General features: G+C 42.2%; 14 protein-coding genes and 3 tRNA genes. 16 read left to right on the top strand and 1 reads right to left on the bottom strand.

Going from position 1 to position 19,445, the window contains the following annotated elements:
• The first annotated feature begins 54 nt into the window (after positions 1-54).
• The 9 genes from ABVC65_RS01895 (at position 55) to ABVC65_RS01855 (ending at position 8,533) form a co-directional block, all read left to right on the top strand.
• Positions 55-1,356 (top strand): hemolysin family protein, encoded by a 1,302-nt coding sequence (locus ABVC65_RS01895; RefSeq protein WP_004120126.1) that lies wholly within the window; start codon positions 55-57, stop codon positions 1,354-1,356.
• 49 nt (positions 1,357-1,405) lie between these two features.
• The gene (locus ABVC65_RS01890) at positions 1,406-1,885 is read left to right on the top strand and encodes a Dps family protein (protein ID WP_004123987.1); all 480 of its coding nucleotides are present in this window, start codon (positions 1,406-1,408) and stop codon (positions 1,883-1,885) included.
• A gap of 84 nt (positions 1,886-1,969) precedes the next feature.
• Positions 1,970-2,043 (top strand) — tRNA-Ile (locus tag ABVC65_RS01885).
• Positions 2,044-2,070: 27 nt separating this feature from the next.
• Positions 2,071-2,143, top strand: a tRNA-Ala gene (locus tag ABVC65_RS01880).
• Between the two features lie 275 nt (positions 2,144-2,418).
• The gene (locus ABVC65_RS01875) at positions 2,419-4,803 is read left to right on the top strand and encodes a heavy metal translocating P-type ATPase (protein WP_353582473.1); all 2,385 of its coding nucleotides are present in this window, start codon (positions 2,419-2,421) and stop codon (positions 4,801-4,803) included.
• Between the two features lie 297 nt (positions 4,804-5,100).
• On the top strand, positions 5,101-6,600 hold the full coding sequence (locus ABVC65_RS01870; protein ID WP_353582472.1) for an FAD-dependent oxidoreductase: 1,500 nt from the start codon (positions 5,101-5,103) through the stop codon (positions 6,598-6,600).
• A gap of 192 nt (positions 6,601-6,792) precedes the next feature.
• Positions 6,793-7,866, top strand: coding sequence for a M48 family metalloprotease (locus tag ABVC65_RS01865; protein WP_353582471.1), 1,074 nt, complete (start codon positions 6,793-6,795; stop codon positions 7,864-7,866).
• Between the two features lie 98 nt (positions 7,867-7,964).
• Positions 7,965-8,038: transfer RNA gene (locus ABVC65_RS01860), tRNA-Gly, on the top strand.
• Positions 8,039-8,221: 183 nt separating this feature from the next.
• Positions 8,222-8,533, top strand: coding sequence for a hypothetical protein (locus tag ABVC65_RS01855; RefSeq protein ID WP_004120120.1), 312 nt, complete (start codon positions 8,222-8,224; stop codon positions 8,531-8,533).
• Between the two features lie 586 nt (positions 8,534-9,119).
• Here ABVC65_RS01855 and ABVC65_RS01850 read toward each other — a convergent pair.
• Positions 9,120-10,310, bottom strand: coding sequence for a lipase family protein (locus tag ABVC65_RS01850; protein ID WP_019261489.1), 1,191 nt, complete (start codon positions 10,308-10,310; stop codon positions 9,120-9,122).
• A gap of 597 nt (positions 10,311-10,907) precedes the next feature.
• Here ABVC65_RS01850 and ABVC65_RS01845 point away from each other — a divergent pair.
• From ABVC65_RS01845 to ABVC65_RS01815, 7 genes are all read left to right on the top strand, one after another.
• On the top strand, positions 10,908-11,840 hold the full coding sequence (locus ABVC65_RS01845; RefSeq protein ID WP_353582470.1) for a DUF4862 family protein: 933 nt from the start codon (positions 10,908-10,910) through the stop codon (positions 11,838-11,840).
• Between the two features lie 43 nt (positions 11,841-11,883).
• Positions 11,884-12,885 (top strand): ROK family protein, encoded by a 1,002-nt coding sequence (locus tag ABVC65_RS01840; RefSeq protein WP_353582469.1) that lies wholly within the window; start codon positions 11,884-11,886, stop codon positions 12,883-12,885.
• A 46-nt stretch (positions 12,886-12,931) separates the two neighbouring features.
• Positions 12,932-13,600 carry an N-acetylmannosamine-6-phosphate 2-epimerase gene (locus tag ABVC65_RS01835; protein WP_004113937.1) on the top strand — a complete coding sequence of 223 codons (669 nt, stop codon included), beginning with the start codon at positions 12,932-12,934 and terminating at the stop codon, positions 13,598-13,600.
• Positions 13,601-13,890: 290 nt separating this feature from the next.
• Complete coding sequence (locus ABVC65_RS01830; protein ID WP_353582468.1) at positions 13,891-15,456, top strand: ABC transporter substrate-binding protein; 1,566 nt, start codon at positions 13,891-13,893, stop codon at positions 15,454-15,456.
• A 198-nt stretch (positions 15,457-15,654) separates the two neighbouring features.
• Entirely contained in the window at positions 15,655-16,560 is a 906-nt protein-coding gene (locus tag ABVC65_RS01825) for an ABC transporter permease (RefSeq protein ID WP_004113928.1), read from the top strand.
• A 1-nt stretch (position 16,561) separates the two neighbouring features.
• Positions 16,562-18,586, top strand: a complete 2,025-nt coding sequence (locus tag ABVC65_RS01820) for a dipeptide/oligopeptide/nickel ABC transporter permease/ATP-binding protein (RefSeq protein WP_353582467.1) — start codon at positions 16,562-16,564, stop codon at positions 18,584-18,586.
• On the top strand, positions 18,583-19,443 hold the full coding sequence (locus tag ABVC65_RS01815; protein WP_353582466.1) for an ABC transporter ATP-binding protein: 861 nt from the start codon (positions 18,583-18,585) through the stop codon (positions 19,441-19,443). The genes ABVC65_RS01820 and ABVC65_RS01815 overlap by 4 nt, the downstream gene beginning before the upstream one ends.
• The last annotated feature ends 2 nt before the right edge of the window (positions 19,444-19,445 follow it).

Genomic DNA, 19,445 nt, shown 5'->3' with positions numbered 1-19,445 from the left:
CGATATTAAGCACAAAGCTTTTTATATATGTTAAATTCAACTAAGATAGCAAGTATGTCGTTGGGTTTTAACATTGCACTTATTGTGATTTTCCTGCTATTCGGCTCCATTTTTGCTGCCACTGAACTTGCGCTTGTTAATTTGCGAACATCGCAATTAGACCGTATGGAAACGCAGGATGCTCGTGGGAAAAGAGTTGCAAAAATAGCCCGAGATCCAAACACTTTTCTTTCCACTCTTCAAATTGGTGTTACGCTTTCGGGATTTCTTTCGGCGTCTTTTGGCGAATCTGCAATCGCACCTCATATTGTGCCAATTGTAAAGTCTTGGGGAGTTCCAAATCACATTGCAGGACCATTAACGACTCTTGTTTTAACGCTTATAATATCGTATTTTTCAATAGTAATTTCTGAACTTGTGCCAAAGAGAATAGCAATGCAGCGCTCTGAGCAAATCGCTCGAGCAGTTGTTCCAGCAGTAGATATATTCTCCAAAATATGCAAGCCGCTAATATGGTTGATTGCTAAGAATACCAACGGTTTTGTGCGACTTCTTGGATTCGATCCAAACGAAAAGGAAAGTGAAGTTTCCGACGAAGAGCTACGTGTTTTAGTTAACTCGAATAAAAAGCTTAGCCAAGATGAGCGCACAATTTTAGACGATGTTTTTGATGCTTCTGAAACGATTGTTGCCGAAGTTATGCGTCCTCGTGCAGACGTTGAGTTTTTGGACGGATCTTTAAGTCTTGAAGAAGCTGCTGCAAAAATTAGAGAATTGCCATATTCTAGATATCCTGTAACAGGCAAAGATTTTGACGATGTTATTGGATTTGTGCATGTACGCGATTTGTTAGATGTTAGAGATCCTAATGCTAAAACAGTTGCAGATGTAACTCGAGAAGGAATAAGTCTTCCTGGAACGTCTAAATTGCTTCCAAGCTTGGAGCTGCTCAGAAAACGTGGAATACATCTTGCTGTTGTTATTGACGAGTATGGCGGAACGGATGGCATCGTAACTCTTGAAGACATGACCGAGGAATTGGTTGGAGATATTAGAGATGAATACGATTTGCCAGACGAGTCAGATTTGAAGCGTGATAGTAAAGCTACTGTGTTTGTAAACGGGGTTGCTACGGTTGACGGTGGAATGACTATAGAAGATTTTGCAGATGTGACTGGAATTGAGCTAGAGGATGGACCTTATGAAACGGTTGCAGGCTATTTCCTTGCTCATACTGGCTCAATGGGCAAAGTTGGAGCTATTTTGCACGATGCGGATGGCTACGATATGACAGTTACGGAGGTTGATGGGCGTAGAATAGCTACGATTGAAGTCAGAAAAACCGAAGTAAATTAAATATTTGAATAAATTAAACAAAAATAAACAAAAAATGGAGGATATCAATATGGCTTTAACTCATATTGTGCCAGGTCTTGATGAATCGTCTAGCGAGAAAGCAATCGATATTTTGCAGAATCGCTTAAGTCACGAGCAGGAAGCTGCTTTAATTTTAAAGCATGCACATTGGAATGTTACGGGTCCAGACTTTATTGCAGTTCATGAAATGCTTGATCCTCAGGTTGCAGAAGTTTTAGCTCAAGCAGATGAAACAGCTGAGCGAATTGCAACGCTTGGTGGATCCCCACTTGGTCGTGCAGACGATGTTGTAGCTTCGCGCACTTGGAAGCGTTTTGCTCTTAGTGGTAGAAAGTCTACCAAAGAGTATTTGCAAGCATTAATTGAGTATTACAACGATATGATTGCAGATGATCGTAAGGCGATTTCTCAGCTTGATGATCTTGATATTGTTAGCTCTAATATTATTCAAGATCATGTTCAGCAGCTTGAAAAGTTCCAGTGGTTTATGCGCAGTCATTTAGAATAATTTTGCGACACGCTTAGATTTGCTATTTGACATTTTTATTTCATGTGCTAATCTAACTACTTGTATGTTTTCAACATACAAGTTGGGCCCGTAGCTCAGGTGGTTAGAGCGCATCCCTGATAAGGATGAGGTCGGAGGTTCAAGTCCTCCCGGGCCCACGATAGAATGAACATCATTCTTTCAATGGGGCTATGGCGCAGCTGGTAGCGCATCTGCTTTGCAAGCAGAGGGTCAGGAGTTCGAGTCTCCTTAGCTCCACAAATAGGGTTTCTAGCCAATCGCTAGAAGCCCTTTTTTCATGCGTTCGCACTGCTGTTTTCTCGCGTGTGTTCCTTGTTCTTGCGCGCATATTGTTATATGAGAATGTTTCTCATCAAGGTGTTTTGCTAAACTGAACACCAATAAGTGAATATAGATATCTTTACGCCGTGTATTGCGCATGCTTAAGTGGATGCTCAATGGGTTAACAAGGCGTGAAATCGTGTGTTAACAACGTTTATACGCGGTTAACCTGATCAGCGTAAGGAAAGTGTATGCGTAGATTTTTATCGTATTGCCGTCGTGCTCCGCAATTAGTAGCTGCTTTAGTTTCATTACCGTTTATTGCAGTGTTTTATTCTAGTAATCTGACTTTTATACTCGATTTTTGCAAAGTTATAAGCAAAGCGTTAAATTGCCTGCTTTCGTTAATAAAAGTTGATTTTAATGCGCAAATAAGCCTTACAGTTGGGCAAAGTATAATAACATGTTTAGTTCTATACACATGTGTTAAGTCGCTTTTAAGTATGGTTGATGACTTAACGCATGGCACGCTTGGAATTGACCTGCTGGCGTTTGTTGCATTGCTTTCCACGCTTTGCATAGGCGAATTTTGGGCAAGTTATTTGATTGTTGTAATGGTGTTTACGGGTGAGGCAATAGAAGACTTTGCACAAAATGCGGCGCAAAAAAATCTGTCTCTTTTAGTGAGCGCATCACCTCAAACAGCACATTTAATGACGCTTCCTGGAATTGGATGCTGTGGATTGAGCGAAGAATTGAGCGAAGAATCGGGATGCGAATCCTGCAATGAGTGTGCTCTACTTGAACATAACCATTTTAGAAGAGTAAGCGAGGATTCTGCACCAGAGATTGAATTAGATTCCAACAATCATGAATTATGTGAAAAATGTCATAATCATTCTCAAAAGTGCCCAATATTGCAATCAACCAAATCCTCTGAACAATTACAAAGATTTAAAACAGTTCCAGTTGAGGATTTAAAAATAGGAAACGTAATACTTGTTCTTCCAGGAGAAACAGTTCCAGTAGACGGACAACTTTTAAGCGGTTCTGCTGTTCTTGACACAAGCGCAATAAACGGAGAGTCTCTTCCGCGAGAAGTTTTTGCAGGAGCACATATATTATCTGGCTGTGTAAATGGCGGTGTTGTGCTGATTATGCGCGTAACTAAATTGTCAGAAAATTCACAATACCAAAAAATCATGAAGCTGGTGGAATCTGCAAGATCTTCTAAAGCTGCAGTAGTGCGATTTGCGGATATGCTTTCTGTGCCTTTTACTGTGCTTTCATTTGTGATTGCAGGCGTTGCCTGGGCAGTGTCTGGGCAAGCTTTAAGATTTGCGCAAGTTTTGGTATTGGCTACTCCTTGCCCGCTCTTGATCGCTGTTCCAGTGGCGTTTATGGCAGGAACAGGAAGACTCGCAAAACTTGGTATTGTGGTAAAAAGCCAAGATGTTTTAGAGCAGCTAAGCCGAGTAACAGATGTGTTCTTTGACAAAACGGGTACGCTTACAATAAAGCAACCTCAGGTTGTTAGAGTGGATTTAGCGAATCATCAAGATAGCGAAAATCATGAAAATCATGAAAATGGTGGGTTGCAAAATAGAATACTAATGTTTGCTGGTGTTCTAGAAACATACTCACAACACATTCTTGCAGGAGGAATTGCAAAAGCAGGATCGGATCTTTGGAAAAACACGCATCCATCTGCCGTTCCGCAGCTTCCAAGCGTGAGAGAATATCCTGTTGTGCAGAATGTCAAAGAAACAGCAGGTCAGGGCATACGCGGAGTTGTGGATGGAATAAACGTTAGAGTAGGTCGCAAAAAATACGTTTTGCAGGCGTCAGCTGGCAATCCCGAGGATAAGTCGCCAGCAACCGAAGATAAAGTAAAACGTACAAATATAGAAAATATAGAAAACAATTTTGAAGAGCTTTCTGCCGACGAAATGGCGACATACGTTTCTTTTAATGGCAAACTTGTTGGGCGAATTGTTCTAAAAGACGTTCCGCGAGAAAATGCAAAATCTACGATTCAAAAACTCAGAGAACTTGGTGTTCGTTCAATAAGCATGCTTACTGGAGATGGTCTGCAAGCGGCTCAAACAATAGCAAAAAGCGTTGGAATTGAGAATGTGAAAGCGAATTTGCTTCCAGAAGACAAGCTTGAGTGCGTAAAACAGCACTATAAGAATACGGATAGTGTTAATGCGGATAATAAGTATTCGGAAGATAGCACAGGGTTGCTAGGTGCGGAAGCTTTCGACTTTTCTGGCGGAAAAACACAAAAACGTAGCATAACGATGATGGTTGGAGATGGAGTAAACGATGCACCAGTTTTGGCTGCAGCAAGCATCGGAGTGGCTTTGACAGATGGTACAGACACGGCTGCATCAGAATGTGCGCAAGTTGTGATTATGAACAACAATATTTATGCTGTAGCAAACGCAGTGAGTGTAGCCAAACGCACAAAGCGTGTTATGGTTCAGGCTGTTATGTTGGGAATCGGTTTAGCTGTTATAAGCATGATTGCGGCGGCTTTTGGTCTAATTCCTGCGGTTCTTGGGGCTATGATGCAAGAGATGATTGATGTTGTGTCTATTTTATGGGCGCTTACTGCATTGAGATCTAAGTAAACAAGCTAGTTTGGTAATAGCTAAAATTAATGCGAGATGATTTGAGCCAATGCTAGATAATGTTAGATAATTCTAAATAATTCTAGTAAAACCTTAATAGTCTGCGTTAGTGAGCGTATTAGCAGCTTTAGTGACAATATTTTATTTAGTGACAATATTCACTTGAGTCTTTTCTCAAACCAATCAAGGCGATAATCTATTTATTGAAGCATTCAAGACAGCGACTTATAAAATAGTTTACAAAAAGAGTTCAAAAATGCTTAAGAATGCTTGAAATACTCAATATGGGGAAATTTTATGGAAACAAATTACAATGCGGATGCAAGCGAATTGCGAATCGCAGTTATTGGAGCAGGTCCTGCTGGAATTTACTCGTCAGATATTTTCCTTCGTCAACTTAAAAAATTGGGCGACGAAATGGGATTAGGTACGCGCGCTAGAATCGATTTATTCGAAAAACTACCAGTCCCGTTCGGATTAGTTAGATATGGAGTTGCGCCAGACCACCCGAGCATAAAATTCATTGCAGATGCTTTGGCTAAAACACTTGATAATCCAGACATTCACCTGTATGCGAATGTTGAATTTGGCAAGGATATTACACTAGACGACTTGTTGCCAAGATATGATGCGGTGTTGTTTGCTACTGGCGCTGTAGAAGACAGGCCGCTTAATATTCCAGGCTCTTCACTGTGTGGCGTATATGGTGCTGCAAAGTTTGTGGAATGGTACGATAGTTATCCTACAAGCGACCGTACGTGGCCGCTTGATGCCAGCCAAGTGGCGGTTATTGGCGGTGGAAACGTTGCTATGGATGTTGCGCGCGAGCTTTTGCGAGATGCGGATTATCTTCGCGAGCACACAGATATTTCTGACGATGTTTACGATGGTTTGCTTAAAAACCAGGCTAAAACATTGCACTTGTTTATTAGACGAGGCGTTGCTCAAGCTAAATTCTCTGTGCAAGAATTGCGCGAGATGGAAAAGCTTTCTGGCGTGCAAGTAGTTGTAAACGAAAACGATTTTGACTTGGACGATGAAACTATTGATGTTGCTGGAAAAGACAAATTGACTCGTCAAATGGTAGAAGAGCTTTTTGCTATACGCGATTTGAGTGAAGATATGGAAGATGGTGGAAACGTTGATTTTGAGGGGAATCCTGCAAATCGACGTTATATTATTCATTTTAACTCTGATCCAGTTGAGATTCTGGGAGAAGATGGGCGAGTGCGTGCTATTCGAGTAGAGCGCACAGTTACAAGCGCGGACGGAAAAATGACTCGTACTGGAGAGTTTGAAGAATACCCTGTTCAAGCGGTTTACCACGCGATTGGATATAAGCCTGCTAAGGTTTCTGGCGTTGCTTACGATGAGAGCAAAACTCTTCTTGCCAATAAAGATGGTCGTATAGTAACTGATCCAGATGGTGATGTTGTGCGTCCACGATTGTATGCAACTGGCTGGGCTAAGCGAGGACCTGTTGGATTAATTGGTTCCACAAAGTCAGACGCTTTGCAAATAGTGGCAAATATGTTGGAAGATTTAGCTGCAGGCGATGGTGATAATTCCGATGGTGATAATTCTAAATCCAATTCTCTGAGAGGAAGATTTGCTGAAGATAGAGAGCCTAAATCTATCGAAAAGCTTCTCGCTTCCAGAGGTGTGGATGTAGTTGATTTTGATGGTTGGAAAAGAGTTGATGCATTCGAAGTCGAATCTGGTATGGCAGAAAATCGCGCTCGCAAAAAGGTTGTATCTAAACAAATGCTTATAGATATAGCAAATCATCAACAATAGTTTGTTAATTTTTTAGTGGTCGCTTATGTTCTGCATATTTGCAAAACGTAAGCGACCACTTGTTAACAGATTATAAATCTTAAATACACTAACTAGTAAATACATTAACTAGCATTAATCTTAAACATATTAATTATAAATATACAGTTTTCATTCAGCAAAATTACAGTTCCGATTATTAGAATCGTAAACATGTTCAGCAATATAGGAATGCGATGCCGCAATTATCTGAAAACAGCAGCACTGTTCTCAGTAATCTGGTTGATTCTTGCCTTAATTTGGGCTGCCTGTGGATTGCGCTTGTCTATGCTGATTTGGTTTGTAATTTTAGGAATAATTCTCAGTGTGTGCGTGTATTGGCTTTCTGACAAGCTTGCAATTCGCATGGTGAATGCTATAGAAGTAAGCGAAGATGAAGAGCCAATCTTGTATGGTATTGTTCGTGAGATTTCTGCGAGAATCGAAAGACCGATGCCGCATCTTTACGTTGCTCCAATGGATAGTCCTAATGTTTTTGCAATTGGTCGCAGTGAAAGACATTCTGTTATTTGTTGTACGCGTGGACTCTTAAACATTTTGAACGAGCGTGAGTTGCGTGGTGTTGTAAGTCATGAGCTAATTCATATTTATAATCATGACATTTTGAATTCCACGATTGCTTCAGCTATTGCGACAATTATGACTTATGCCGGCTATGTTCTTACGTATTCCAAGAAGAAGCATGCTTCTGATAGTGAGTTTGCTGTTAGATCCGAATCTTCTAAAAGCCGTTGCCCAGCGTTAAGAATTATTGGTCAAGTTTTAAATGTGATTTTTGTGCCAGTTGGATCATTAATAATTAAGCTTGTGGTTTCTAGAAGCCGCGAATTTGACGCAGATAAAAGCGCTGGAATGCTTACGGGAGATCCTGCAGCTTTGGCTTCTGCCCTAAATAAAATTTCTTACGGTGCAAAAATACATGAGATTAGTAGAGTCGCTGGATTGCAGGCAATGTCTTCGCTGATGATTGTAAATCCATTTGAAGAAGATAAGTCAAAATTATTGAAGATGTTTTCTCATCAGTCAGCTATCAAAGAGCGAGTTAACTTCCTGAGACTAATGGCTAAGTCGCAAGAGGATAATGCTGAGTATTCTGGGTATGCTGAAATGTCTCATGAAAATGAAGCTGCTGCAAGATCAGATGAATTTGATAAGTCTGAATCTGTATTCAACATCCGATATGGAAGAAGATTTCCTGGTGGAGTTGTAGCCGTAAGCGGAGCATGATATCCTTATATGGTTTGTTGTCTAGATTGATTCGTCAAGTTTGTTTGCTAGTTTATAGGCAAATTATTTGAGAGGATTAGTCGCCAGCAACCGAACATGCGGACATAGTTCATCGGTAGAATGGAAGCTTCCCAAGCTTCAGAGGCGGGTTCGATTCCCGTTGTCCGCTCCATGTAGAAAATGTTGATATATCAACGTTTTTCGCTTGTTATTATGGCTTAGAAGTACGCTAAATGTGAAAATAATGTGTAAAATTCTGTGGGTTTTTTTTTTAATCTTGACGCGAAAATCTTAGTTAAATTAAAATTGTATTGAATCCGCTATGGTAGAGGATTTAATTGGTCAGGAGGGTTTTATGTTAGATATGTTGTTTGCACTTGTTGCTGTTATATCAATGCTAATAGGCTTGGTTTTGTCTGTAATGCTTTGGGTTAAAAGCAGCAAGTCAGTTAAAGAATTGTATAAAAACGCATATGCATATGCAATTATTGATGTTGTATTAGGCGTATTGTCGTATATATCTTATGCTGCGACTATCAATTCTGTAGACATTGATGTGCGTGAGTTCTACACAAATTATTTCACAGCGCCATTGATTGTTCTTGCTGTTCTTGTTGTAAGTATTGCTGCTATAACTCTTTTTAAGAGTAAAAAAATAGCTATGTAAAATAACTAGATTAAACAGTTTACCCAATAATAATAGCCTTCTGAATTTAATTAAGATTCAGAAGGCTATGTTTGTCATATGTTGTGTTTGGTTTGATTGTGATTTGTTGATTTCAGTCTGAATTTTGTGTGTGATATTTAGACAAAAGATGCATAAATCGTATTTTTTGTACATTGGGTGTATAAAAAATTGTACATTGAATGTACAAAAAATACGTTTTTGTGTATACAAGTTCTCATAAGCACGCGGTTGTAACGCAATGCGTTTGAGTGAATATTGCATAAGTTTCATTTGGAGAATGTTTTAGTCTGGTCTTATCTGGATGCTGGAATACTAGACAATAGTTCAGCTCGCCCGAGTCTTCTCGGTGTGGGCTGATCTTCTTTCTTCACTAGGATGTTCTCGTGTTAGATAAAATCTTTAGGAGTGCACCACTAATAGAGGATAGTTGGATTAATCAATATAAAAAGCGCTAACTTATTTATGCATTAATACAGTAAGTCAGCGCTTAGTTTATTGTTAGTAAATTACATGAACTAGTTGCCTATTGCTAATTACAAGTTGCTAATTAACAATAGTCGATAAATTAGAACGTGCGAACATTGTAGAAATTATTAAGCTCTTCCATCCAACGTCCGGTACCTGATATATCTCCTCTAGTTCCTACGGTAAACCCTGGGAAATTGTTCATTCGTGGTTCAAAGTAGCTTCGAGAGCCATGCCCTTCTGCAGAATTGCCAACACTTATAGCTCCTGCGAAATTACCGACAGAACGAATAACTCTGTCGTTGTCTACTTTGTAATGAACAGCATAACCTTCGCGAGTCAGACGATTCCCTGCATTTGCTGCAGTGCGAAGCCAACGGTTGAAGATATTTCCCCAAATTTGAGGAGCATTGAAAGTGTAGATTTTCTTAAGCCAAGAATATCCTTTACCGTCTGCGCGAATCAAAGCTCGTTGTGCCAAATATCCTCCAAGAGAATGACCAGTAATATATAGATTATTTACAGTATGTTCTCTGCCATAACGCTCAATAAGTTGTTCAACATCGTAAGCCTGATCTGGATTGCGACCTACAGCTATTGCGAGATCATCGTCATAATCGTTGAATTGAGAAGTTCCACGAATTGCAAGAACTTGAACAGTTCCTTGCTCTAAGAACGGATAAGGACTTACATTTTCAAACAAGACAGCGTCAAAACCACCCCTATTGTGGTAGGTTTCTTTAACTTTCCAGAACGGGGCTATCTCATTGTGCATAAGACGATATTCATTGCGGTTCTTATAAATGTCATGAAGTGGTTTAGTGTAATCAAGAACCTTGTTTATATAACTATCATCGCGATAAGAAAGTTCAGAAAATAGCGTCATATCTCGTGGGCTTATATCCCATCTGCGAGGATTGCTGTCTTGATTATCTGGAATACCATCGCCATCGGTGTCATTCATCATAGGGTGAGAATTGTACCCATAATAAGTTTTACCGTTTTTAGCATAAGTGTAAATTTCTTGTCTATTAGTTAAGCCGTCGCCATCTAAATCAGCATTTGGGTCTAGAGGCTTTTTGTGATACAAAGCCATGTCTAAAGCTCCGGGAAGCTCCAGCTTTATATCTCCATTTGAAATCTGTTTAGCTGTTTTTTCTGTAAGAGGAGTGTGTCTTTCTGTAAGCTGCTCGTTTTGAGTATATGCCATCGCTGGTGTAGTGATACTTAACATGCTTAGCATAAGACACAGGCTTGCAGATAAGCCTATTAGTTTGAAGCTTTTCTTCATGATTCCTCCTACTTTTGTCATTTATTTTGGGAATTAACACGAATTAACTCGTTTTGGGAATTAATCCGGAATTAATCTTTTGTTTTTTTTTTACTATCTTGTTAGCGCGTTTTACGCTTAAAAGCTACAAATAGCAAGTTATGTAAACTGCACCTTCGCTTAATTACAATTACAGTAATGCTTAATTTTCTTCAATAACTCTCTGCAATCAACTTTGACGATATGAGTTTGATTAAGAAAATCCTAGATTCTTCCAAGTATTCTTATATGCTCAAGTCCGCACTTGATGTGCACAAATCTACGCTTGTATTGGTGTAGATTCTATGACCATGCTACAGCATTAATCAATTAAATACATTATTAATTAGCATAAAATAAGTGAAAATTGTTGCGTTAATGACATTATGACTTTATGACATTAAGCTGCTTTAGTTTGAAAACAATTTAGTCGCAAGTACAAAGATTTATCAGACGTCTGACGAATTGTAGTGATATTGGTGTAATCTACAAATCAAAAGACGAATCAAAAGACGAGTCGAAATACAAGTCTAAAGATAAGTCAAAAGACAAATCAGCTACGATTTCAAGGAGGATATCATGCTGAAAGCTAAGTTTGTTGTAGGTGCATATGCATCGTTGCCAAAAACTCGCGAAGATCAAGAAAAATACTACGATTTGTTAGGCAAGCAAAACTGGATTGCTGGAACGGAGATTCCGTACCCAGGAGATTTAGCAGATCCACAAAATCGCACGTGGCTAGCATCTGCAATACCAGCACATTGGCATGCTAACACCATAACCGCAATACCTGGGACAATGAGGCACATAAACTTTGACCCAGATCCAGAATTTGGACTTGCAAGCCCAAGCGAAGATGGCAGACATCGTGCGCTCGCATTCTTTAAGGATATTCGCGAAGCCATAGCTGATGTTGCAGATAAACGAGACAGTTGTGATATATCGCACGTGGAAATACACACAGCGCCAACTCGAATAGCACAAGCAGACGCAATGAAAAAGTCGTTGGAAGAACTAGCACAATTAGATTGGTGTGGAGCAAAACTGGTTATAGAACACTGCGACAGATATATCGAAGGACAGAATCCAGAAAAAGGATTCCTACCTCTAGAAGAAGAGATTCAAATTGCTAAAAATTCTGGTATTGGAATCACAATCAACTGGGGAAGAAGCGTTGTAGAAGAGCGAAAGGCTCAAGCTGCTATAGGACATGTGCACGAAGCAAGACGCGCAGGAGTATTACAAGGTTTAATGTTTTCGGGAGCTGGACCAGAAGCAACGCAATACGGATATGAGTGGATTGATGGTCATTTGCCAATGAACCCAGATGAACCAACGTCATTAATGACGTCTAAAGAAATTCAAGAAACTACTCTAGAGGCGCTAAAAGACGATTATGCAATCGACTATTTGGGTGCAAAAGTGTGCGTTCCGCAAGACGCGAGCGTTGAAGAGCGCTTGGGGTACTTATCGCGTATTCATGACGCTGTGAGCGCTGCGCAGGGCGAGTAAATAGGCAAAGTCGCAAACGCAAGAAAGAAAACGGAAACTACTTATGAATGAAACAAAAGATTCTCGCCCTACATATCTTGCTTTTGACATAGGCGGAACAAAAATCGCCTATGGATTGGTGACTTTGCCAGATTCTAATATTCGCCAAGAAAATGCAGATTACGTATCTCCAACAGTGCAAGAGCATGGTTCAATGCCAACAGAAGCTGCAAAAGGTGGAGAAAGTATAAAGAATCGCTTAGTAGAAAAAGCGTCGCAAATCATAGAAGAAGCGCAGAAAAATGGCAAAACTATTAGCGGAATTGGAATAGCAGCTGCAGGAGTGCCAAATAGCAAAACTGGCGAAATTGTAGCTGCTACAGACATTCTGCCAGGTTGGCGAGGACAGCGAATTTATGACGCATTTAAGAACGTAACTGACTTGCCAGTTTATATGATTGGCGATGTTGGTGGACATGGTTTAGGCGAAGCCATTTACGGCGCAGGTCGCGGAAAATCAATTGTATTTTCTGTTGGAATAGGCACTGGAATTGGTGGTGCGATTATTATAAACGGCAAGCTGTTTACAGGAGCGCACGGAGTTGCTGGTCATGCTGGTCACGTTGTTAGTGATTTGGGAGTAGGTTTTGATTGTTCTTGCGGAGCAAATGCTGGACATATTGAGCCAGTTGCTTCTGGAACAGGTCTTGCGACTCTTTACAATCGAAATCTTCCAGCTGGTACTCAAGAAGCACAAAATGGTTATGATGTTTGCGTAAGAGCAAATTCTGGTGAAGAATATGCAAAAGAAATTCTTGCTAGAAGCGGTAAGGCTTTGGGTGAGTGCGTAGCTGGAATGGCTAATCTTATAGATCCAGATGTGATTGTGCTTTCTGGGTCTGTTGTAGAAGCTGGTGATATTTGGTGGAATGCTATGCGAAGTGGATTTGAAGATTCTGCTTTGACATTGATTAAGAACACCCCAATTTTAAAGGGTCAACTTGGAGGATCTGCTCCTTTGATTGGTGCTGCTTGGGCTGTTCATTTAAGTTTGAACCATTTTTAAGTTATTTTTGAACCATTTTTAATCATTTTAAAAAGGAGGAATCTATATGAATCCTGTAATTGAAAAAATTAAAGGTGGCTTAGTTGTTAGCTGCCAAGCTTATCCTGGAGAGCCGCTAAGACACCCAGAAACAATGGCACAAATGGCAATGGCTGCTGTAGAAGGTGGTGCTGTTGGCATTAGATGCCAAGGATTGTCTGATATTTCCGCGATTAAAGGGCAGGTTGATGTTCCTGTAATTGGAATTTGGAAAGACGGTCATGAGGGAGTTTATATTACGCCAACTTTGCGCCACGCACGCTGCTGTGCTGCTGCTGGGGCAGATATTATTGCGATTGATGCTACGGATAGACCGCGTCCAGATGGTCTGACTTACGAGCAGACCGTTCGTGCTTTGCATGACGAAGGCATAGTTGTTATGGCTGATTGCGGAAACTTCGACGATGCTAAGCGCGCGGCTGATTGCGGAACAGATATTATATCTACGACTTTGGCTGGTACTTCTCCAGGAAGACCAAAGACTGATGGTCCTGATTTTGAACTTTTAGGCCAGATTTTGCAAGCTTTCCCAAACTATCCGATTATTTGCGAAGGGCGTATTCATACTCCTGATCAGTTGCATAAGGTTATGCAAATGGGAGCTTGGGCTGCGGTGGTTGGAACTGCAATTACACACCCAACGTCGATTACGCGCTGGTTTGCGGCAAAGCTGTAGGCGGTGCATTGTAGGCGGATTGATCGCCAGCAACCGTACTTGATAAAGTAAACAATTAAATAAAAGTATTGATTATATGTGTGTTGATTTTGTGCGGTTTTGTGCTAATTTAATGACTTTAAAAATTAAATCAAAATTTTCACAAATTCGACACACTTATAACTTGACATCAGACATCAGACCTCTTATGTTTAAAGTAACGCGAAAATAACGCACGCGCTATAATTTAAAACGTTTTCGCATTCGAGGATGAAATGCGAAGAAAACAAACTCAATGGTGAGGAGAAAATATGGCACGAATTAACTCAAAGCTAACCGCGGTAATCGCTGCAGGTGTAGCCGCATTAATGATGCTTTCTGGCTGCGGTGGAGCAAAAACCCACAAGGCAGCAAAAGCAAAGACTGCTGTTAAAGATACAATCACAGCTCAAGTCGCATATGCAAGCCGTGACTTTGCGCCATCCACTACTTCGGGCGCATTGCCAATGTCAGCAAACTGGCATGTGACAGAGCCGCTCTATGCTCTTGATTACAGCAATTTTAAAGTCTTCAACGCTCTTGCAAAAGGTGAGCCAAAGAAGATTTCCGACACCGAATATGAGGTAACAATTCGCGATGCTGCAAAGTTCTCGGATGGAACTGAAGTAACAGCAGGAGACGTAGTATCTTCCTTCAAGCGCACAACTGCAAAAGGCAGCCTCTATATATCTATGCTCGACTTTATTGATTCAGTTGAAGCAAAAGACAATCGTCATGTAATCTTCAAGCTAAAGAAAGCATTCCCACTGTTCAAGCAGCGTCTTGCTTTAATCCAGATTGTTCCAACAGCAAAGTCTGACGCAGATCTTAAGAACATGCCAATCGGCTCTGGTCCATGGAAGTATGTGTCCATTACAGATAACCAAGTAAAGTTTGAGCGCAACGATCTTTATAACGGCAAGTACAAGGCACAGACCAAGAAGATGGTTTGGAACGTAACCGTTGACGATACTGCTCGCGTAACCGCAATGCAAGGCGGAAAGACAGACGTAATGGAAATGGTTCCAGCACAAGCATTCAACACTTTGAAGGCGTCTGGTTCCGAGCTTAAGACCGCACAGGGCTTCACGCTTCCATTCGTTATGTTCAACACAAAGCAAAAGCCATTTGATGATAAGCGAGTTCGCCAAGCAGCTCTCTACGCGATTGATGTGAACAAGCTCATCACCAACCAAATGAGCGGTCAGGGCGAGCCAGCAACAAGCTTCTTGCCAAAGAATTACGCAAACTATCATAAGGCAAAGAACGTTTACACCAAGAACATTGCTAAGGCAAAGAGCTTGCTTAAGGAAGCTGGTGTAAGCGGTCCACTAAAGTTCACTCTTTACACCACAGACCACACTTGGATTACTCAGCTCGCTCCGCAGATCAAGAACGATCTTGCTGAGATTGGTATGGATGTAGAAATCAAGTCCATGAAGTCTTCTGCACTTTACCCACAGATTACCGACCGCAACGATGCAAACTACTCCATGGTTCTCGCTCCAGGCGACCCATCTGTATTCGGCAACGACCCAGACTTGTTGATGAGCTGGTGGTATGGCGACAATGCTTGGACCCGTCAGCGCACATTCTGGAAGAACTCCGAAGGATACGCAAAGCTTCACAAGCTCATGGATTCAGCTCTTGAAGCCGCCAAGCCAGCAGATCGTCAGAAGTACTGGAACCAGTGCTTCGATTTGATCAGCGACGAAGTTCCTCTGTACCCACTCTTCCATCGTAAGACTACGACTGCAGTAAAGAAGGGCGCGTTAGCTGAGTGGAATGCAATCGGCTCCACTGGCATCAACCTTGTAAAAGCAAAGCTAACAAAGTAGGTGCAAGCTAAAAAATAACAAACTTCATTTTCCCTAACCTCTAACCGCAAAACCGGCCCGGCTGTTTACCTTTCTTGCCTTTGTGCAGATGGGCCGGTTTTGTTATGCCTTAATAACAAATTTCTTCAATGGATGTGTGGATGTCTTATGAGTAATTTTCTTAGACTTTTAGGTAGGCGATTAATCGCACTGCCATTCATGGCATTCGGTGTTACGTTCCTCGTATTCTTCCTTATGTCATTTTCAAAATATGATCCAGCAGTTGCAGCATTAGGTGAAAACTCATCGCCAGCAGCACTTGCCGCATTCCGCCATGAAATGGGTTACGATCGTCCGTGGTGGGAGCAGTTTGGGTCTTACATAGTTGGACTGTTCCAAGGAAACATGGGTGTTTACGGTGTAAACAAGGATTCTGTAGCTCAGAGAGTGGCAGATGCCTTCCCAATCACCTTGCAGCTAACCTTCATTGGTTTGTTGATAGCAATAATCTTTGCAGTAATCTTCGGCGTTTTTGCAGCTCTTTACCGCGACACTTGGGTTGACCAAACAGTCCGCGTGCTTTCGATTATTGCAATCGCAACTCCATCCTTCTGGCTCGGTGTGCTTTTGATTTACGTCTTGCAAATCAAGCTTGCATGGCTCCCAGGATCTGGCGATTTTGTGCCGTTCTTTGAGGATCCAGAAGCTTACATCGCTAGAATGGCGATGCCTTGCTTCGCATTAGGTCTTCCAGTAGCAGGTCAGCTTACGCGAATCATACGAACCTCGATGGTAGAAGAATTGGATAAGGATTATGTGCGAACCGCAATTGGCGCAGGTATTCCAAAGAGTGTGGTGGTTGCTAGAAACGTGTTCCGCAACGCTCTGATTACACCAATCACGACTCTTGGTATGAAGATCGGTTACCTCATGGGTGGTGCAATCGTTATCGAAGTTATTTTTGCACTCCCAGGAATGGGCACTGCAATGTTCGACGGCATTAATGGCAACCAACCAATGCTTGTTCAAGGTGTTGTTTTGGTTGTTGCAATTGCATTCATCTTCATAAACATTATTGTTGATTTGCTTTACGTGTTAATCAACCCAAGAATTAGGACGGTGTGACATGCTATTCGGAAAGAATCAGGTAGTAGATGCCGCATCTAAGCCAGGCATCAAATTTAACAGATTTAAAAGCATGAGCTTAGGGTCTAAAATATCGCTTATTGTGATTGCAATACTGGCATTCTGCGCAGTATTCGCGCGATTCCTAGCTCCATGCGACCCAGTAAAGATTACGCAAAACTATCAGCCTCCAACAGGAGCGCACTGGTTCGGTACAGATAACCTTGGTAGAGACGTGTTCTCGCGCGTTATGTACGGCGCACGCTACTCGCTCGTAATCGGTTTGTCGTCTGTTATCTTTGCTTTGGTAATGGGCTCAATAATCGGCGCAATCGCAGCTGTAAGCCGCACTTGGATATCTGAGCTTATAATGCGACTGATTGATATAGTAATGTCAATCCCAGGAATCGCATTAGCGGCTGTGTGCCTTGCAATTCTTGGACAATCCATGATTGGTATAATCATTTCCATCGGCGTGCTTTACGTTCCACAAATCGCAAGAATTGTGCGCGCAAACATTATAAGCGAATATGGAAAAGATTATGTGCGTGCAGTAATTGTTTCTGGCGCTCGCGCACCTTGGATTTTGCTCAAGCATGTAACTCGTAATATTGCAGCTCCAGTTATGGTGTTCACAACCCTTTCTGTGGCAGACGCAATCGTGTTCGAAGCTTCTCTTAGCTTCATCAACGCTGGTATTCCAGAGCCAACGCCAACATGGGGCAACATTTTGTCTTCTGCTAAGGCAGGCGTTATCTTCGGATACTGGTGGCAGGCATTGTTCCCAGGCTTAGCAATCATGATTACCGTTTTGTGCCTCAACATTCTTTCTGAGGGCATTACGGATGCAATGGTTGCAGCTCCAACCGCTCCAGTAGCTAAGACTGCTGCAGATGCGGATGCAGCTCGCAAGGAAGATAGGATTCTCACCGATCCAGTGGCAGCTTACAAGGAGCAGCACGACGCTTTGGTTGAGTCTTTGGCAAAGCTTCGCGAGGCCGAGTTAAAGCGTACGGATCGCTTGCAGCCAACGTCTACTGAGCCTCCAGTTATTGAAGTTAAAGACTTGTGCATTCAGTTCCCACGCTACGGCAGTGTAAACGTTGTGGATCACTTGAGCTTCTCTGTTCGCCCAGGCGAAACAATGGGCTTGGTTGGTGAATCTGGTTGCGGTAAGTCAATCACTTCGCTTGCGATTATGGGCTTGCTTGATCCAAAAGCTAAGATTAGTGGACAAATCCTCTTTAATGGCAAGGATCTTGTAAAGCTTAGCCCAAAGGAGCACAATGCTTTGCGCGGACACGAAATCGCAATGGTTTACCAAGACGCGTTGTCTTCCTTAAACCCATCAATGCTTATTAAAGCGCAAATGAAGCAGCTAACTTCTAGAGGTGGCACTCGCAGCGCCGAAGAGTTGCTGGAGCTTGTAGGCTTGGATCCAAAGCGCACGCTTGAATCCTACCCACACGAGCTTTCTGGTGGCCAGCGTCAGCGTGTGTTGATCGCAATGGCACTTACGCGAGATCCAAAGTTGATAATCGCAGATGAGCCAACAACCGCTTTGGACGTTACTGTTCAAAAGCAGGTAATTGACCTTCTTAACGAATTGCGCGAAAAGCTTGGATTCGCAATGGTGTTTGTAAGCCACGATTTGGCTCTTGTAGCAAAGGTTGCGCACTCGATTACCGTAATGTACGCAGGTCAGGTTGTTGAGCAAGGCTCCACCAAGGAAATCCTCACCGATCCGCATCACGAGTACACGCGCGGCTTGCTTGGCTCCGTAACCTCCATTGAGGCTGGCGCTCCAAGATTGCATCAGGTTCCAGGAACTGTTCCAAGCCCATCCGACTTCCCTAAGGGAGATCGATTCGCACCGCGTTCTTCTCATCCAGATCAAGGACTTGATGTGCGCCCAATAATGAAGCGTATTCCAGGAACATGGCACTTCTACGCTGCGCCTCCAGAGCCTGAAACGGATGCACCTTCCGCAATTTTGACCAACTCCGATAAAGGAGATGTGCGATGAACATGAATGTTAATGACGCAAACAAAAATCAAAGCGAAAATGGCGATGTTCCAATCATCGAGTTGCGCGACGCCGAAGTGGTGTTCACTACTCGAGCAGGATCTGGCTTATTCCATAAGAACAAGATTACAGCCGTAAACAAGGTAAATCTTAAGCTTATGCCAGGCAAGACGATTGGTATTGTTGGCGAATCTGGTTGCGGAAAGTCTACTACTGCAAACATTATGTGCGGCCTTCAGCAAGTTACAAGCGGCAAGGTTTTGTTCAAAGGTCAAGACGTTACGCATAGAACTGCAAAAGAGCGTATGGATATTGGACGCGTGGTTTCCGTTGTGTTCCAGGATCCAGCAATGGCTTTGAATGCGCGCATGAGTGTGATTGACCAGTTGATTGATCCGCTTGTTGTGCACAAGATTGGAAGCAAAGCTGAGCGCGATGCTAGAGCCAAGGAGTTAATCCGAATGGTTGGTTTGCCTCATTCTGTTCTTGGCGCTTTGCCAGGTCAGCTTTCTGGCGGTCAGCGTCAGCGCGTGGCAATCGCTCGTGCACTTTCGCTTAACCCAGATGTAATAATCGCAGATGAGCCAACTTCCGCTTTGGATGTTTCTGTGCGTGCTCAGATTTTGAATCTTCTTTCCGACTTAAAGAAGAAGCTGAATCTTTCAATGGTGTTTATTAGCCACGATATTCAAACAATCCGATACATATCCGACGAAGTTGTTGTTATGAATCACGGAACGATTGTTGAACGCGGCGAAACTCACCAAGTGATTAACAATCCGCAAGATGAGTACACAAAGATTTTGATGGGCGCGGCGCCTTCGCTTTTGCATCCAACGGAAGAAGAGTGCAAGTAGCG

It is taken from the genome of Gardnerella vaginalis, from assembly GCF_040427915.1.
Lineage (GTDB): Bacteria > Actinomycetota > Actinomycetes > Actinomycetales > Bifidobacteriaceae > Bifidobacterium > Bifidobacterium vaginale_C.
This window is presented reverse-complemented; position numbering and strand designations above follow the sequence as displayed.

Excerpts from the sequence above, each read along its gene's own strand:
- ABVC65_RS01875 (WP_353582473.1), top strand. The coding sequence starts at position 2,419 with ATGCGTAGATTTTTATCGTATTGCCGTCGTGCTCCGCAATTAGTAGCT.
- ABVC65_RS01820 (WP_353582467.1), top strand. The coding sequence starts at position 16,562 with ATGCTATTCGGAAAGAATCAGGTAGTAGATGCCGCATCTAAGCCAGGC.
- ABVC65_RS01855 (WP_004120120.1), top strand. The coding sequence starts at position 8,222 with ATGTTAGATATGTTGTTTGCACTTGTTGCTGTTATATCAATGCTAATA.
- ABVC65_RS01840 (WP_353582469.1), top strand. The coding sequence starts at position 11,884 with ATGAATGAAACAAAAGATTCTCGCCCTACATATCTTGCTTTTGACATA.
- ABVC65_RS01890 (WP_004123987.1), top strand. The coding sequence starts at position 1,406 with ATGGCTTTAACTCATATTGTGCCAGGTCTTGATGAATCGTCTAGCGAG.
- ABVC65_RS01815 (WP_353582466.1), top strand. The coding sequence starts at position 18,583 with ATGAACATGAATGTTAATGACGCAAACAAAAATCAAAGCGAAAATGGC.
- ABVC65_RS01865 (WP_353582471.1), top strand. The coding sequence starts at position 6,793 with ATGTTCAGCAATATAGGAATGCGATGCCGCAATTATCTGAAAACAGCA.
- ABVC65_RS01895 (WP_004120126.1), top strand. The coding sequence starts at position 55 with ATGTCGTTGGGTTTTAACATTGCACTTATTGTGATTTTCCTGCTATTC.
- ABVC65_RS01845 (WP_353582470.1), top strand. The coding sequence starts at position 10,908 with ATGCTGAAAGCTAAGTTTGTTGTAGGTGCATATGCATCGTTGCCAAAA.
- ABVC65_RS01825 (WP_004113928.1), top strand. The coding sequence starts at position 15,655 with ATGGCATTCGGTGTTACGTTCCTCGTATTCTTCCTTATGTCATTTTCA.
- ABVC65_RS01835 (WP_004113937.1), top strand. The coding sequence starts at position 12,932 with ATGAATCCTGTAATTGAAAAAATTAAAGGTGGCTTAGTTGTTAGCTGC.
- ABVC65_RS01830 (WP_353582468.1), top strand. The coding sequence starts at position 13,891 with ATGGCACGAATTAACTCAAAGCTAACCGCGGTAATCGCTGCAGGTGTA.
- ABVC65_RS01850 (WP_019261489.1), bottom strand. The coding sequence starts at position 10,310 with ATGAAGAAAAGCTTCAAACTAATAGGCTTATCTGCAAGCCTGTGTCTT.
- ABVC65_RS01870 (WP_353582472.1), top strand. The coding sequence starts at position 5,101 with ATGGAAACAAATTACAATGCGGATGCAAGCGAATTGCGAATCGCAGTT.